Source organism: uncultured Mailhella sp. (assembly GCF_947631555.1).
GTDB lineage: Bacteria > Desulfobacterota > Desulfovibrionia > Desulfovibrionales > Desulfovibrionaceae > Mailhella.
The window spans coordinates 1-15,832 of sequence record NZ_CANRLT010000059.1 but is presented as its reverse complement, the minus strand read 5'-3'; the positions used below and the strand labels follow the sequence as shown (position 1 = coordinate 15,832).

General features: G+C 52.7%; 14 protein-coding genes. 13 read left to right on the top strand and 1 reads right to left on the bottom strand.

The features are described 5' to 3' along the window. The first annotated feature begins 394 nt into the window (after nt 1-394). Entirely contained in the window at nt 395-1,750 is a 1,356-nt protein-coding gene (locus Q0Z94_RS08570; protein WP_298068764.1) for a glycosyltransferase family 61 protein, read from the top strand. Here Q0Z94_RS08570 and Q0Z94_RS08565 read toward each other — a convergent pair. Further along, nucleotides 1,689-2,192, bottom strand: coding sequence for a hypothetical protein (locus Q0Z94_RS08565; protein ID WP_298068762.1), 504 nt, complete (start codon nt 2,190-2,192; stop codon nt 1,689-1,691). The genes Q0Z94_RS08570 and Q0Z94_RS08565 overlap by 62 nt on opposite strands. Before the next feature lie 402 nt (nt 2,193-2,594). Between Q0Z94_RS08565 and Q0Z94_RS08560 the strand changes: the two genes are divergently transcribed. The 12 genes from Q0Z94_RS08560 to Q0Z94_RS08505 form a co-directional block, all read left to right on the top strand. Then, nucleotides 2,595-3,545 carry a site-specific integrase gene (locus Q0Z94_RS08560; protein WP_298068760.1) on the top strand — a complete coding sequence of 317 codons (951 nt, stop codon included), beginning with the start codon at nt 2,595-2,597 and terminating at the stop codon, nt 3,543-3,545. Then, nucleotides 3,542-4,336: a glucose-1-phosphate cytidylyltransferase gene (gene rfbF, locus Q0Z94_RS08555; RefSeq protein WP_298068758.1), complete on the top strand. Its 795-nt coding sequence runs from the start codon at nt 3,542-3,544 to the stop codon at nt 4,334-4,336. Before Q0Z94_RS08560 ends, rfbF begins: the two co-directional genes overlap by 4 nt. Next, a complete protein-coding gene (rfbH, locus tag Q0Z94_RS08550; protein ID WP_298068755.1) occupies nt 4,324-5,640 on the top strand; it encodes a lipopolysaccharide biosynthesis protein RfbH in 1,317 nt (438 codons plus the stop codon). The genes rfbF and rfbH overlap by 13 nt, the downstream gene beginning before the upstream one ends. Then, entirely contained in the window at nt 5,637-6,728 is a 1,092-nt protein-coding gene (locus tag Q0Z94_RS08545; protein WP_298068753.1) for an NAD-dependent epimerase/dehydratase family protein, read from the top strand. The genes rfbH and Q0Z94_RS08545 overlap by 4 nt, the downstream gene beginning before the upstream one ends. After that, nucleotides 6,722-7,999: a nucleotide sugar dehydrogenase gene (locus Q0Z94_RS08540; RefSeq protein WP_298068751.1), complete on the top strand. Its 1,278-nt coding sequence runs from the start codon at nt 6,722-6,724 to the stop codon at nt 7,997-7,999. Before Q0Z94_RS08545 ends, Q0Z94_RS08540 begins: the two co-directional genes overlap by 7 nt. Continuing rightward, complete coding sequence (locus tag Q0Z94_RS08535) at nt 7,996-8,886, top strand: hypothetical protein (protein WP_298068749.1); 891 nt, start codon at nt 7,996-7,998, stop codon at nt 8,884-8,886. The genes Q0Z94_RS08540 and Q0Z94_RS08535 overlap by 4 nt, the downstream gene beginning before the upstream one ends. Next, nucleotides 8,883-10,757, top strand: a complete 1,875-nt coding sequence (locus Q0Z94_RS08530; protein WP_298068747.1) for a thiamine pyrophosphate-binding protein — start codon at nt 8,883-8,885, stop codon at nt 10,755-10,757. The genes Q0Z94_RS08535 and Q0Z94_RS08530 overlap by 4 nt, the downstream gene beginning before the upstream one ends. Beyond that, nucleotides 10,754-11,878 (top strand): N-acetylneuraminate synthase family protein, encoded by a 1,125-nt coding sequence (locus Q0Z94_RS08525; RefSeq protein WP_298068745.1) that lies wholly within the window; start codon nt 10,754-10,756, stop codon nt 11,876-11,878. The genes Q0Z94_RS08530 and Q0Z94_RS08525 overlap by 4 nt, the downstream gene beginning before the upstream one ends. A 13-nt stretch (nt 11,879-11,891) precedes the next feature. Further along, nucleotides 11,892-12,794 carry an NAD(P)-dependent oxidoreductase gene (locus Q0Z94_RS08520; protein WP_298068743.1) on the top strand — a complete coding sequence of 301 codons (903 nt, stop codon included), beginning with the start codon at nt 11,892-11,894 and terminating at the stop codon, nt 12,792-12,794. After that, nucleotides 12,787-13,854 (top strand): glycosyltransferase family 2 protein, encoded by a 1,068-nt coding sequence (locus tag Q0Z94_RS08515; RefSeq protein ID WP_298068741.1) that lies wholly within the window; start codon nt 12,787-12,789, stop codon nt 13,852-13,854. The genes Q0Z94_RS08520 and Q0Z94_RS08515 overlap by 8 nt, the downstream gene beginning before the upstream one ends. Nucleotides 13,855-13,946: 92 nt before the next feature. Then, on the top strand, nt 13,947-15,242 hold the full coding sequence (locus Q0Z94_RS08510) for a radical SAM protein (protein WP_298068739.1): 1,296 nt from the start codon (nt 13,947-13,949) through the stop codon (nt 15,240-15,242). 13 nt (nt 15,243-15,255) lie between these two features. Beyond that, on the top strand, nt 15,256-15,832 hold a 577-nt coding region (locus Q0Z94_RS08505), incomplete at its 3' end, for a hypothetical protein (RefSeq protein WP_298068737.1).

Below are 15,832 nucleotides of genomic sequence, written 5' to 3'. Positions count from 1 at the left end.
GCAGCGGCGGGTTCCAGATAAAAAGTACACAGGCGCGAAAAAGCCACGGGGAACAGCCCTGTTTCCATCCGCAGCCGGCAGTCAGACACACGGATTGCCCTGGGGAAGAGGCTGCGGAAAAATTCAACAGCAAGGAAAACATCACGCCGGATGGCGTATTCAGCTTTTTCCTTTTCCCGAATCCAGAAGAAGGATTTTCTGATGCCTGAATCATTGGAAGCGGCGAATACCACAGGAGCAGGCACAAGGGCGGCGTGACGGACTGACGAAATCTGAAGATCCCGGCGTGTGCCTGCCCTGGTCTGCCTTGAAAACCCGCGGGACTGCCCCTTTTAAACCGTGCGCTGACGCACGTTCCCCCCCCCATCAACCACAAGAGAAGGAGAAGAAAGGCATGGGTTTCGCCATCGAAAACAGGCTTTTTGTATACGACGAGGAAAAATGGAAGACACTCCTCAATAAAGATTATGAACTTGAAGCCCCTACGGTTACCGAAGTTGATAATGGTATAGTGCTTCCGCTTAGAAAATATAAAGATTATGGCTATGTGTTTGCGGGCGGAGTCTGTGATAAAAAATTTAACTTTGTCGCTGGTGGACATTTCTTCTATCATGATAACTCCTCGCCTTCAGCCTGCTCAAGATCATACATACCTTCAGAACCTGTTCATATTCGTCATGAAACAGTTGTCTTCGGTGGAATATTACACAATATTTTCGCAATTACACTGTCAAATGATCTGAGCAGGCTTTGGTATCTTGCAGATCATCCTGAAATACCCTATAAATTTATATTTATTGAAGATAGACTTTGGGGTAAATTTACATTTTTCAATATTTTAGAAGCTGCCGGACTGCCAAAGGATAGAATAGAAATTATTGAATATCCTACACAATTTGATAAAGTTATCGTGCCAGATCAAACATTTTACTTTTTTTCGAACTATAGAATTGGTGTGGATAAAATATTTAATTATATGCGATCGTTGGTAAAGCCCGGACCCTATAAAAAAGTCTATCTTTCACGCTCAGCACTCAAAAGCAAACGGGAAATAACCTTTAATGAAGAATATTTCGAAAATTTTTATAAGAAACGCGGGTATGAAATCGTCCACCCGGAGCAGCTTCCTTTCACCGAACAGCTTTCCATCATGGCAGGAGCGGATGAAGTAGTTGCAACCGATGGTTCACTACCCCTTCTTGCACAATTCTGTAAACCAGAAACAAAAGTTGTTATTTTACTTCGTGCATTTCAATATGTTTCTCAAACACCTATAGCTGTATCAAGTACTATTAAAAATTGCTGGATCGTTGATGTACACTTCAACTTTTTACCCGCAACACTGGATGGCGGTGCCGAGCTTGTAGGTCCGACTTCATGCTGGAGGCGATATCTTGAACATGAACATATTCCTCATACGCCTGAAGAAGTCTCAGAAGAGATCCATATTAAACCTCTACTTTATGACTATATACGTTTGTGGTGCCAAACTGCAAAGGATGTCGAAATATTTGGAAATGATAACGCATTCTGCCTAAAAAATTATTCTTTAATTGACATCCTTGATTGGGCAAATATGATTTTTTGCGGCAATAAAATTGACAGATCTCTTTATCCTGACCGCAACGATGTCGTATGGCTGAGGAATCAAAATCAACGACTTGAAAAAAAAATACTCCATCGGCGTATCAAAAAGCATCTGCGAAAGTTAAAAAACTGGATAAAAAATCTGATAAAGAAAAAAAGCTAGACAGGAATACGTCTTTGTTCTCACGCATAGCTTGATCCAGAATGACAAAGAACGTGCCGGTTCTGCCATCCGCTGCATGACGTTCGGGCAGATGAAGCGCCTCATGTGACAAGACAATGCGGAATTTAAATACATCGGCATGGCCGAATGCGTGGAACACGCGCTTACCTACTTTGAACAGGTACGAGCCTGTCTTGATGGGAAAAAGGTGTAAGCCTCCGCAGCGGCGGGGGTCAGATAAACAAGGCACAGGCGAGAAAAGCAACGGGGATAGCCCTTGTTTCCACCCGCAGCCGGTAGGCGGGGCGCAAGGTTTGTCCCCTGAGGGGGAGGCTGCGGAAAAATTCAACAGCTTCGCCGCGTTGTCCAACAACCTTTGCCCCGAGGGAGGGAGTTCAAGCCTCAAGGGAAGTTTTGCTGAGCCGACAAAACGTTCGGACAAATCCTGAACCTGCGTAGTGAATGGAGGCCCGGAGGGGCAGAAGCCGCCGAAAGCCGTCAAAAAGGGGAAATGGTATTTTTCTGGTTCTGAAGAGGCGAACAGGCGCGATTCAAACAGAGCGCGCCAATGCCTGCTGCACAAAGATTCATTGACAGATAAAATGTCAACGAATTGTTGGTATTCATACTCAAAACAGCCTCTTTTGGCAAGAAAAATTTTAAACGCATTTTAGTGGAAATTTTCAGAAATAAAAATATTTATAAATTCAATGTATTATAAATCACTAGCTAGAGTATTCAATAACTCATTGACATTTTATCTGTTGATGAATGCCTGCGGCTTTATGGGGTTCATTCACTCTATCTGTCAGCGAATCGAACATACTCAATGCGAGACAGACCTATGTTACGCGAGATCAGCGGCAGCGTTAAGGCTGTCGAATCGAACATCGTGCGGAGTACGGCTCCGCTGTTCAACGACTTCGTTAAAGAGCGCTATCTGCCGTTTGCCCAAAAAACGAAACGGAGCTGGAAGGTAGACCGCGGCAATCTGCAGCGGCACATCCTGCCCTATCTTGGCGAGTACCGGCTCTCCGACATTACTGCCGAGACGCTCCAGAACTGGATCGACGCTCTCATCCAAAGCGGACTCGCGCACAGCACCTGTATCCGCCAGTACTGGCTGATCAAATACGTCATGAGCTGCGCCGCACGCTGGGGATACCTTCCCGGTGATATGGCCCTCAAGACGCCCATGACACTCGATATGCCCGCGAAGTCGGGCCGCAGTCCTGTGCTGCTCAGTTCTTCCGAGCTTGCACGGCTCCTCGATATCCTCAGAAAGTACCCGAACTGGTCCTCGGCCAACGCCATTTATCTGATGATACTCACCGGGGCCAGCAAGTCCGAAATTCTCGGCCTCCGTTGGGAAGATGTAGATCTTGACCGCGGTGTCCTGGCCGCGACCGCCACCTTTACCGGACGGCGGCGGCTGATCCCGCTGAACAGCGAAGCGCAAAACTTTATCCAGAAGCTGCCACGGCGCGACGATATTCCGTGGCTGTTCTTCACGAACCGCGGAACGCACCTCACCTACATCACCCGCGACTGGTATCAGATACGCGATGAATTCGGGCATCCCGAACTTCGCCTTCAGGATCTGCGCCATTCCTTTGCGAATTTTCTGGTGAGCATGGGTGTCAGTCAGAACGAATTGCGTACTCTTCTCGGCCACTACAAACCGGAGGCTCTGGAGCTGGCACGAGAGGTTCCTTTCCGCAAAGGGGCGCAGACGGCGCTTCCTTCCCTCAGTTACCAGAAAACTGCGGAATCTTCCGCCGTGAGCCAGTCATGAAGGTCGTTATTTTTGCCGGAGGTGTGGGGTCACGCCTTTCCGAAGAAACAGGTGTGCGTCCCAAGCCCATGGTGGAGATCGGAGGAAAACCCATCCTCTGGCACATCATGAAGATTTATTCCTTCTATGGATACAATGAATTTATCGTACTGACAGGGTATCTCTCTCATGTCATTAAAGAATATTTCATCAATTACTATACACGGTACTCCGATATTACGGTGGACATGAGAAATCACCGTGTAACGCTGCATGAAACAAGAGAAGAGCCGTGGAGCGTTACCATGCTTTACACCGGAGAACTGGCCATGACCGGCGCCCGGCTGAAAAAGGCGGAACCGTACCTGAAAGACGAAACATTCCTGCTCACCTACGGCGATGGCGTTTCTACGGTCAACATCCCGGAACTTATCGATTTTCACAGAAAACATGGAAAAATTACCACCCTTACCGCGGTGCAGCCGGAAGGAAAATTCGGTGCCCTGGGACTGACGCAGGACGACGTGGTTCATTCCTTTCAGGAAAAGCCCAAGGGTGACGGAACGTGGATCAACGGCGGCTTCATGGTGTGCGAACCGGCCATCTTCGACCATATCCCGGCCGGCGATGACAGCGTGGTCTTCGAGACCGGCCCTCTGCGCAGCTTGAGCGAGATCGGGGAACTGGCCGCCTACAGACACAGCGGGTTCTGGTACGCCATGGACACCCTGAAGGACAGGCGCGACCTGGAACACTTATGGAAAAATCATAAAGCCCCCTGGGCGATGTGGGAAAAAACATGGCAGATATGAATCGTGCGCTGTCTGAATGGCGCGGGGAGATATTGCATCTTGTCCGGCAGCGGCCTGAAGAACACTCCCCGTTTGAAGCGGGAAAAACGCCCGTTCCGGTCTCCGGCAAGGTCATAGGTGCGCGGGAGCTGGAGCTGATGACGGAAGCCGTCCTCGACGCCTGGCTGACCACCGGACGCTTCAACGACCGCTTTGAGAAGGCTCTTGGCGAATACCTGAACGTCCGCCATGTGCTGACGGTCAATTCCGGCTCGTCGGCAAACCTTCTGGCGCTTGCCGCCCTGACCTCTCCTGAACTGGGGGAACGTGCCATCAGGCCCGGCGATGAGGTTATCACCCCTGCCGCGAACTTTCCCACCACGATTGCGCCCATCCTTCAGATCGGTGCGGTTCCGGTTTTTGTGGACATCGAGCTGAGCACCTGGAACGCCGACATTGCGCTGCTGGAACAAGCGCTTTCTCCCAGGACGAAAGCCGTTGTTCTGGCGCACTCCCTCGGCAACCCCTTCGATGCCGCAGCCGTGAAGCGCTTCTGCGAACAGCACGGCCTGTGGTTCGTGGAGGACGCCTGCGACGCTCTGGGCGCGACTCTTGGCGGCAGGCATGTGGGCACCTTCGGCGATTTCGGCACACTCTCCTGCTATCCCGCCCACCATGTCACCATGGGAGAAGGCGGCGCACTCTACACCAACGACGCCGCGCTCGCCAGACTTGCCAGGTCATTCCGTGACTGGGGCAGACACTGTCATTGCCGCACCGGACAGGACAACGCCTGCGGACACCGCTTCGACGGACAGTACGGCGAGCTTCCGCAGGGCTACGACCATAAATACGTTTACTCGCACGTCGGCTACAATCTGAAGATCACGGACATACAGGCTGCGTGCGGTGCGGCCCAGATGGAACGCCTGCCGTTCTTTGTCAAAGCCCGACGGGAAAACTGGCGCTTTCTGCGTGCCCGCCTCGATGCCTGTCCCTGGCTGGAATTCGAGTCTGAACTGCCGGGGGCCGAAGCCTCCTGGTTCGGCTTCCCCATACTGCTGAAAGAGAACGCTCCGGGCACGCGCCTTGAACTTCTCCGCCATCTCGACGCGCACAAAATTGGTACGCGGCTGCTTTTCGCAGGCAACGCCGTGCGCCAGCCCTTCCTGCAGGGACAGCGTTTCCGCGTGGCAAGCGAACTTTCCAACACGGGCATAGTCATGAACCGCGGCTTCTGGATCGGCGTCTTCCCCGGCCTGACCGAAGAAATGCTCGATTATGCGGCGCAGACACTGCTTGATTATTTTAAAGGAAAAGCATGAACACCATCGTCAGACAGGATCTCCAGCGGATCTACGATGCCCTTTCCGAAAGGGAACGCGCCGCTTTGAGAGACAGTTCCGTCTTGATCACAGGCTGCGCAGGCTTCCTGGGCTTCTACCTAGTTCAGTTTCTCGCCGCCTTCCGCGGCAGTCTCGGCATACGCCGCATCATCGGCCTGGATAATTTTAAAACCGGTTTTCCTCTCTGGCTGAAGCGGCTGGCCGATGCCAGAGAAGTGGAACTTGTCGGGTTCAACATTGTCACGGACGACATAAGCCGTGTTCCGGGTGCAAGCGAGGCTGCATACATCCTGCACATGGCGTCCATAGCTTCCCCGCTTTTCTATCGCAAGTACCCCATCGAAACGCTGGACGCCAACGTTGAGGGTCTGCGGCGTCTGCTCGGCTACTACCACGAGAGACCGATCAGGGGATTCGCCTTCTTTTCCTCCTCCGAAGTCTACGGCGATCCTGCCCCCGAATGGATACCCACGCCGGAAACGTACCGCGGCAACGTCTCCTGTCAGGGACCGCGGGCCTGCTATGACGAGGCTAAACGCTTCGGGGAGACGCTCTGCTACCTCTATCACCAGAAATACGCCATGCCTCTGCGCATCATCCGGCCTTTCAACAACTACGGTCCGGGCATGCGCCTGAACGACGCCCGCGTTCCCGCCGACTTCGCCCGTGCCGTGTATGAAGGCCGCGACATCGTAATGTTTTCCGACGGAACGCCCACACGGACGTTCTGCTACATCTCCGATGCCGTCACCGGCTACCTGAAGGTGCTGCTGCACAAGGAATACGACACCTTCAACATCGGCATGGACAAGCCGGAAATCTCCATCCGCGAACTCGCCGCCATTTACTGCGAGGCCGGGCGCGAAGTCTTCGGCTACACGGGCAAAGCGTCGTTCAGCGTTTCGGAAGACGGAGAATACCTTACGAACAGTCCGAACCGCCGCTGCCCCGTCATTGCCAAGGCACGGGAGCTTCTGGGATACGCTCCGCAGGTGGACGTACGGCAGGGGGTGCGCCTGTTCCTGAACTTCATCCGCGAAAGCTCCAGGGAGGAACTGCTATGGTAGTTACCGTCATCGGGCTGGGCTTCGTGGGACTTACGTCCGCCCTTGGTTTTGCGGAGCTGGGGCACAAGGTCTACGGCATGGAAGTCAACGAGGAGCGCCTTGCCTCCATAGCCGCCGGACGGCTTCCCTTTCTGGAACCCGGACTGGATGCAGCCCTGTCGCGGCATCTGGGAAAAAACTTCTTCCCTTCCCGTTCTATGGCCGAAGCCGTGCGTGAAAGTGAAGCGGTCTACTTCTGCGTCGGGACGCCCTACGGTGAAAACGGTCAGGCCGACCTGACCTTTCTTTTCGAAGCGCTGCGGCAGGTTCTGGCCTGCGGCAGGGACGGCAGGTTCCGCGTACTGGTCACAAAGTCCACGGTTCCTCCGGGAACTACGGCAAAGCGCGTAACCCCCTTTGTGGCTTCTCTCGGCTTCGAGCCAGGAAAGGATACCGGCGTGGCCTGCAACCCGGAATTTCTGCGTGAAGGGCATTGCTGGGAAGACTTCATCCACGCCGACCGCATCGTGCTCGGCGTGTCCGATGCCCGTTCAAAAGCACTGCTCTGCGAGCTTTACCGCGGCATGACCTGCCCTGTCTTCTGCGTCTCCCCGAACACGGCGGAATACATCAAGTACCTGTCGAACACCCTGCTGGCCACCCTCATCAGCTGGTCCAACGAAATGAGCCTGGCTGCCGACGCTTTTGGAGACATCGACACCGCGCAGGCATTCCGCATCCTGCACAAGGATCATCGCTGGGGCGGCTGCGAAATGGCAAGCTATGCCTACCCTGGGTGCGGCTACGGCGGCTACTGTCTGCCCAAGGACACCAATGCGCTCTGTGCCGCAGCCGGAAATGCCGGGTATGAACCCCGCATCCTGAAAAACGTCATCGCCGTCAACGATGCCATGCCCGAAGCCATGGCCGCCCGCATTATCAAAACGGCGGGAGTCGACAGCAATATCTGCATAGGGATCCTGGGACTGTCGTTCAAACCCGGAAGCGATGATGTCCGCGACGCGCCTCCGGCAAAGATTATCGCGGCGCTGAACCGTGCGGGATACCGGAATATTCTCGCCTTCGACCCTGTCGTCGGAGAATCCGGCTTCAGAGCCTGTCACAAAAACCTCTCCCTGCGCTGTGCCGGAAGCCTGGAGGAAGTGCTGACCGAAGCCGGTGTTCTGGCACTGACCACGGCGTGGCCGGAATTTCTGGAACTGCGCATGAAAACGGAGAAACCCGTTGTGGACTGCCGTTACGCGCTCAAGCCCAGTGTGAAGGCCGTATGAATCGGGAATATATCATCTGGACACCTCCCTTCTGCGGAAGCGCCGGAGTCCGCGCCCTTCACAAGCTTGCGGAAGAGCTGCGGAAACACGGGCAGTCGGTGCGCCTTTGGTCCTGGGGAGAACGCCGTGCCGGGTTCGACTATGTGGAAAGGCTCACTCCGCATATGCGCGAGGAAGGCATAGCCGTCTATCCCGAAATAGTGGCCGGGAACCCTCTCCGTTTCCGCAATGTGGCGCGCTGGGTGCTGTTTTTCCCCGGCATCCTCGGCGGTGAAAAATCCTATCACCCGAGCGAGAAAATCTTTACCTGGACCCAAACCTATTATCCGGGCGTTCCCAGACTTTTCCCGGATATTCTGGATCGGAAACTGTTCCATGACGCCGGGCTGCCCCGCACGCAGGACTGTACGTTTGTCCACAAAGGCGGAAAATGGAAGAGCATCCCGGAACTTGAGGGACTGACAGAAATCACCATGTCGCGGCCCAAAACACGGGAAGAGCTTGCGCATCTCCTGCAAACTACGGGGACCCTCTGGAGCTTTGACGCGCACAGCAGCCTCCTCGATGAGGCCTACTACTGCGGCGCAGCGGTCAAGGTAATCACCGAAGACGGTTTCCGTGACTTCACCCCTGATCTCATCTTCTCGCAGGAGGTCTTTGAAAGGGAGCTGGCAGTTTTCATTACGGAAACACAGGCTCTGGATTACCAGGGAGAACTTCAGCCCTTGCCGCCGGACAACGAAAGCCACGCACGCCTGTTCCGGCGCAAGCTGCTTCTGTGGCAGATGCTGCGCCCGCTGTGGCCCGGAACTCTGGCCGCCCGCCGCAGCGCACACTACTGCGAAAAACTCCGCCGTATGGGAGAACCTGCAGGAGGATGCCTGTGAAACGTGTTGCTGACATTCTCGTGGATGATCTCATCCGCTTCGGCCTGTCGCAGGTCTTTCTGATCACCGGCGGCGGCGCGATGCACCTGAACGACGCCTTCGGGCGGCGCAGAGGCGAGCTTTCCCTCTGCCATCAGCACCACGAGCAGGCTTCCTCCATGGCGGCGGACGCCTATTTCCGCATTACCGGAAAGCCGGCCGTGGTGCAGGTGACCACCGGTCCCGGCGGTCTCAACGCCCTGAACGGCGTGTACGGGGCATGGACGGATTCCGCGGCCATGATCGTGATCTCCGGACAGATCAAGCGGGAAACCATGCTGCGCAATATGCCCTGTCCTTTAAGGCAGATGGGAGATCAGGAAACAGACATCATTTCCCTGGTCAGGCCCATCACCAAGTATGCCGTGGAACTCCAGGAACCGCGCAGGGTGCGGGAAGTCGTGAGCAAGGCGGTCTACGTTGCAACCCACGGACGCCCGGGCCCCGTATGGCTGGACATCCCCATCGATGTGTCCTCCACGCTTCTGGATCCTCTCCTTCTCCCCGTGTGGAATGCAGAGGAACCCGGCGCTCTGGCTGACCTGCGCGGGGATCCGAATCTGCACCCAAACGCCCTTGGGGACTTCACAGAAGAAAGTGATTCTGCGCTGGAACGCAAGGCAGAGATTGTGGCCTCGCGGCTCAGGGCTGCAAAACGCCCGGTTCTTCTGGCCGGTACCGGCGTCCATGCGGCAAAGGCAGAGGCAGCTTTCCTCGATCTTGCGGAAAAATTGCACGTCCCTGCCGTCGCCGGCTGGGGAGCGTACGATCTCATCCCTTCCTCTCATCCGTGCTACGCGGGGCGGCCCGGCACGGTGGGAGACCGGCCGGGAAATATCACCGTCCAGAACGCGGATTTTCTGCTGACCCTGGGCTGCCGTCTGAACATCCGCCAGATTTCCTATAACTGGCAGAGCTTTGCGCCGCACGCATGGAAAGCGCATGTGGACATTGACCCGGCAGAGCTCGCCAAACCCACGTTGTCCACAGATCTTGCGATCCATGCCGACGTGCGCCGCTTCCTTCCGGCTCTTGAAAAAGCCCTGAAACACTGGACGCCGCAGCCCGCGCATGAACACTACCGCTCCTGGTGCCGCGACAGGGTGAAGAAATATCCGGTCTTGACGGAGAAGCACAAGGCTGCGCAGGACATCAGCCCCTATTACTTCCTGCATCGTGTCTTCAGCCTGCTCGAACCCGGCGATGTGGTGGTAACGGCAAACGGCGCGGTTTCCATCATCGGGCCGCAGGTCGGCGAAATCAAACCCGGGGTGCGCATCATCAGCAATTCCGGCTGCGCTTCCATGGGCTTTGAACTGCCCGCGGCAACGGGCGCGGCTCTGGCCGGAGCCAGGCGCGTTATCTGCTTGGCCGGCGACGGTTCCATCATGATGAACCTGCAGGAGCTGCAAACGCTTTCAGGACTGAAGCTGCCCGTCCTGATTCTCCTGCTCAACAATGATGGCTACCTGTCCATCAGGATGACCCAGAACGCCTATTTTGGCGATAACCTTTTCGGGACAGGGCCGGAAAACGGCGTGACCTTCCCCAACTTCCAGAAGGTGGCCTCCGCCTTCGACATCCCAGTGCAACAGCTGCGTTCCCGTGCTGACGTTGATTCCCGTCTGGAAGAAATCTTTCGCCAGCCCCTGCCCGCCCTCTGTGAAGTGATCGTTGACAAGAAGCACGGCATCGAACCACGGCTGGCCTCGCGAAAACTGAACGATGGGACGATGCTCACCCCTGCTCTCGATGACATGGCACCCTTTCTTTCCCAGAAAGAACTCGCCGCAAACCGCATTGACACGGACACACAAGGATACCCCCGATGAATGTGAATTCCATTTTTGAAGATCTTTTTGTTCTTGAGCTTGCCAACAATCATTGGGGCAATCTCGAACGCGGCCTGAAAATCATTCAGGAACATGCGGCCGTTGTGCGCTACAACGCGGTGAGGGCAGCCATAAAACTTCAGCTCCGCGATGTGGACACGTTCATCCACAAGTCTTTTAAAGGCAATCAGACCATCCGCTATATCAAAAAGACCGAGGCCACCAGCATGGCGCGGGAGAACTTCTTCATCCTGGCCAAGACCATACGCGACGTGGGCTGCATTCCCATGGCAACGCCCTTTGATGAAAAGTCCGTGCAGCTCTGCGTGGAGCTTGACCTGCCCATTATCAAAATCGCCAGCTCCGATGTGAACGACTGGCCCCTTATCGACGCCATCGCCCATACCAAGCGGCCGGTTATCGTCTCGTCCGGCGGCAGTTCCGAAAAAAGCCTGGATGACATTGTTGCCTTCTGCGAACACCGCAATATCCCGCTGGCCATTAACCACTGCGTTTCCCTGTATCCCAGCGAGAACAGCGAGCTTGAGCTGAATCAGATCGACTATCTGAAGAAGCGCTACCCCGGCCATGTCATCGGCTTCTCCTCGCATGAATACACCGACTGGCAGGCGTCCATGTACCTTTCCTACGCCAAGGGCGCCCGCACCTGGGAGCGGCATATCGACATCGCCGCCAACGACGGACACTCCGTTTCCCCCTACTGCTCCCTGCCCGAGCAGATCGGCGTATGGTTCAATGCCTACAAGACGGCCCGCAGCATGTGCGGCGGCACGGCAAATGCGGCGCGCATCTGTTCCAACCGGGAGATAACCTATCTCGATGCCCTGGTACGCGGCGTCTATGCTCGGCATGACCTCCCCGCCGGGCATACCATCCTGAACAGCAACTTCGGAGAAAATTTCTATATGGCCATCCCCTTGTGCAAAGGGCAGCTCTCCTGCCGCGAAATCATGCATGGGGAACGGCTGGCCAAACCGATCAAGGCTCATGAGCCTCTGCTCATTGATCACATGGACGGCTCCATTTCCAAACTCGCCGTCCTGAAGACTCAGATTGAAGGCCGCGGCTGCACGGAAGTGCCAGACGCCGCGGATCTCTGATAGGGAACGCTGCATGCGCGCATTGGTAACAGGAGCAAGCGGCTTTCTCGGTTCCGCACTCTGCCGCCATCTCCTCCGGAAAGGGCACACGGTGACGGCGCTGGTCCGTCCGGACTCCCCGCGCCGGGATCATGTGCCCGGCGGGGCTGAGCTTCGGGAATGTGAACTTGCACGTCTTGCGGAGTTTGCCGGGGAGTTCGATGTGCTCTTCCACCTCGCCTGGAACGGTTCGGCAGGCCAGGAACGCGAAGATTTCGCACTCCAGCTTTCCAACGCGGCCTTCATGGGGGAAGCCGTCCGCATGGCATCCCGCTGCGGCTGCTCACGCATCGTGTTCGCGGGTTCTCAGGCGGAATACGGCGTGGTGCGCGGACGCTGCACGGAAGAAACGGCTCCCCATCCGTTCATGATGTACGGCGCGGCCAAGCTCGCCGCGGGACACATGGGCACGGTGCTTGCCAGGCACCTGGGACTGCGCTTCGTCTGGGCACGCATCTACAGCGTCTATGGTCCGGGAGAAAATCCCGGGACTCTGCTCTCCTATGTGCGGGAATGCCTGCGGAACGGGGAGACGCCCAGGCTCTCCCCCTGCGAAAACATGTGGGACTTCATGCATGTGGATGACTGTGCGGAAGCCCTGCACCTTTTGGGTACACACCCGCAGGCGGAGGGCATCTACAACGTTTCTGCAGGCAGACCGCGGCTGCTGAAGGAATTTGTCAAGGAGCTGCGCGACCACCTGGCCCCTGATGCGGCACTGGATTTCGGAGCGCGGCAGAGTGATCCCGACCGGACGTTCTGGCTTGAGCCGGACGTTTCCAAATTGCAAAGTCTGGGCTTTCGGACTGGGCAGAAGGAACAACTCTTTTTTGAACTTTTTACCACAATTAGGCAATTAGGGGAATGCCATGTCTAGCGAACCATTGGTTAGTATTTGTATTCCAAACTATAATTACGCTCAATATTTAACAAGATGTTTTGACAGTGTTCTGTCACAAACATATGATAATATTGAAGTCATATTTTCAGATAACAATTCAACTGATGACTCATTTGAAATAGCCATAGAATACAGAAAGAAATTTGCTTCAAAAAATATATACTATAATTTTTCAAAGAATAAATTTAATGTTGGGTCAGATCAAAATACAACAATATGCAGAAATAAGGCAACAGGCAAATATCTGATGTATCTTTCATCAGATGACGCATTAAAGCCCTCTTTTATCGAAAAGTGCGTTTCTATCATGGAAAAATATCCAAATCTTTCCATGGTAATGACCAACAGGGATGAAATCGATAAAAATGATCATATTACAAAACAGCCTCCATTTTTTAATAAAAGCTTTATTTGCAAAGGCGAGGATATGGCTGCTATATTTATGCTTGCCGGTATAGCCGTTCCTTCACAAATATTACTAAGAAAATCATTAATATTTGAAAGTTTTAAGTACAATATTGGTTCATTTATGATTGCCGGTGACTGGTATGCAAACTTTAAAATGGCGTGTGTTGGACAAGTTGGTTACTTGAAAGAAGCACTTGTGGAATACAGAGTTCATGCACAAAACGAAACCAATGATTCTGAAAAGTCATTGCTTGGCGTCTTCGAGCATTATCAGCTTCTGAACACATTTGTACGCATCGCCAATATGCGCAAATTTAAAAAACCCCAGGCAAGATTTCTTGAGGGACGAGCAAAGTTGTCTTCCATGTGCTTGAGGTACGCGCATAAAATGCTAAGCCTTTCTGAAGACGACGTGGCCAGGCGTTACCTTGCTATGGCGCAGGTTTTTGATCCTGAAATATGCCATCATGCTTTATATGACAAACTTCACTCCTGCCTCTCGCTAGCTCAGGAGCCACGTCTTGCCCTGCTTGCGGAATTGAATTCTTCCGGAGTGATCCGGCGTTCTGTATCCTATGATCCGCCAAGTGAATATACAGAGATTAATGAAGAAGCTCAAACTTGCTGAAAACCGCCGCGTCCCTTCCGTCTCCCATGTCAATTCGTAACGAAAACTGAACTTAATCCCCTATCACCTTTAGTTTGTACAGGAGTTCCCATATGCAGCCCTTTAATCTCGAAAACTACTATCAACACGCATTTACCGGAATAGAAAGAGGAGATGCTTCTATTATTCCGTTTATTAAGTCACATCGCCATATTATTCTTTGGGGGGCAAGCTTCCAAGGAAATGCCATTGGCAAAAAACTTCTTGAACTCGGCGTTAATGTAGAATGTTATTGGGATATTAGGAGCGAAGAAATCAAAGAATGTAATGGTATTAAGGTCATTCAACCTTACACTTCTGAAGATGCTGAAAATTGCCTGATTATCATATGTATTGGAAATCGTGTAATTCATGACACATTAATAAAAACAATGCGCCAACATGGATATACAAACTTTATTCATGGAGATTATCTTTATATGGGATTACTTTGCCCTTTTACTAAGCAAACAGGAATAAATGCTAAACGATGTTCTCAGACAATGGAATGCCGGCAGGTATATTGCCATCGAATTAATGGTATCCTTTCCTCAAAAGTTAATTCAACAGACCCACTGACCCTTCCGAGCATTACTCTAGTAATAAATCAAACATGTGTCCTTAAATGCAAATATTGTACATCATATATGAATGAATACAAAGGCAGTGAAAGAAAAAATTTTGATTTACAACGCATATGTTCCGATATTGATGCTTTTTTTGCCGCGGTTGACCTTGTAGGAACTATCACTGTCATGGGTGGTGAACCATTTATGCACCCTGATCTTTCAGATATCATTAGCCATCTTTGCACAAAACAAAACTTTGGATTAATAAGTATTGCCACAAATGGTGTATGGCCTATAGAAAAAAGGCAGTGTGAAGCACTTTATGATCCTCGCGTCAATGTGAGCTTCTCGAATTATACAATGTCTATAACCGAAAATCAAAGAGAACTATTTTATAAAAATATAGATATTATAAAAAAATATGGCATATGTCACACAGTTGGACTTTTTTCTCCCGAATGGATAACTCCATCTTTTCTCTATAATCAACATCTTGATGAAGAAAAAAAATGCAAATTAAAATCAAAATGTACACATTGGCATCAAATAAAAAACGGAAAAGTACATCCATGTGATTTTGCAACAGCTATTTATAGCCTTGGCATTGCCGACTATCCAACGGATTATGTCGATTTGACAAGGGGTATAAGTTCAAGCGAACTAAAAAAAGAACTAAAAGAATATATTGCTCGTGACTATTACGAATCATGCGGTCATCACAGTAATACTAGTCACATGACGGCAAAGGCCGCTGAACAAGGGTACATGGATTTTAAAAAACCTTTAACGCTGTCTAATTAATAAGGATACTCCCATGAGAGAGAGAGAGAGAGAGAGAGAGAGAGAGAGAGAGAGAGAGAGAGAGAGTCTAGCTGCGGCTGTTGCCAGTGCCCTGGAGAGCGGCAACTTCAGCAAGCTGAATATTGTGGAGCACGCGAAAAACGTTGTTCTTTTTGGAACTGGACGTTTTTTTGAGGAAGCACTCGTCCCCTGGAAGCTGAAGGAACGCCTGCATGTCACCCACGTCTGCGACAATAACCCGCAAAAATGGGGACAGACACTGCATGGACTTCCCTGCATTTCGCCGGACGAACTTGCCGCGCTGCCGGACGTGGTGGCCATCCCTCTCGTCGGAAATGCCCTGGGCATCGAAAAACAGCTCGACACTATGCATGTACCCCATTTGAACATCGGCGACATTCTCTTTGAACTGCTCTGCAAGATGCCGCGCTCGCGCGAGTGGTTTGCACAAAACCGCATTCTTGACGTGTACGACATGCTGGAGGACGGCTGGTCGCGCCGTGTCTATGCCAACGTGCTCTGCCGGCGCATCGCACCGCAGTATGTAGAAACCTCCCTGTATGACCTCTTTACCGACGATGAATACTTTG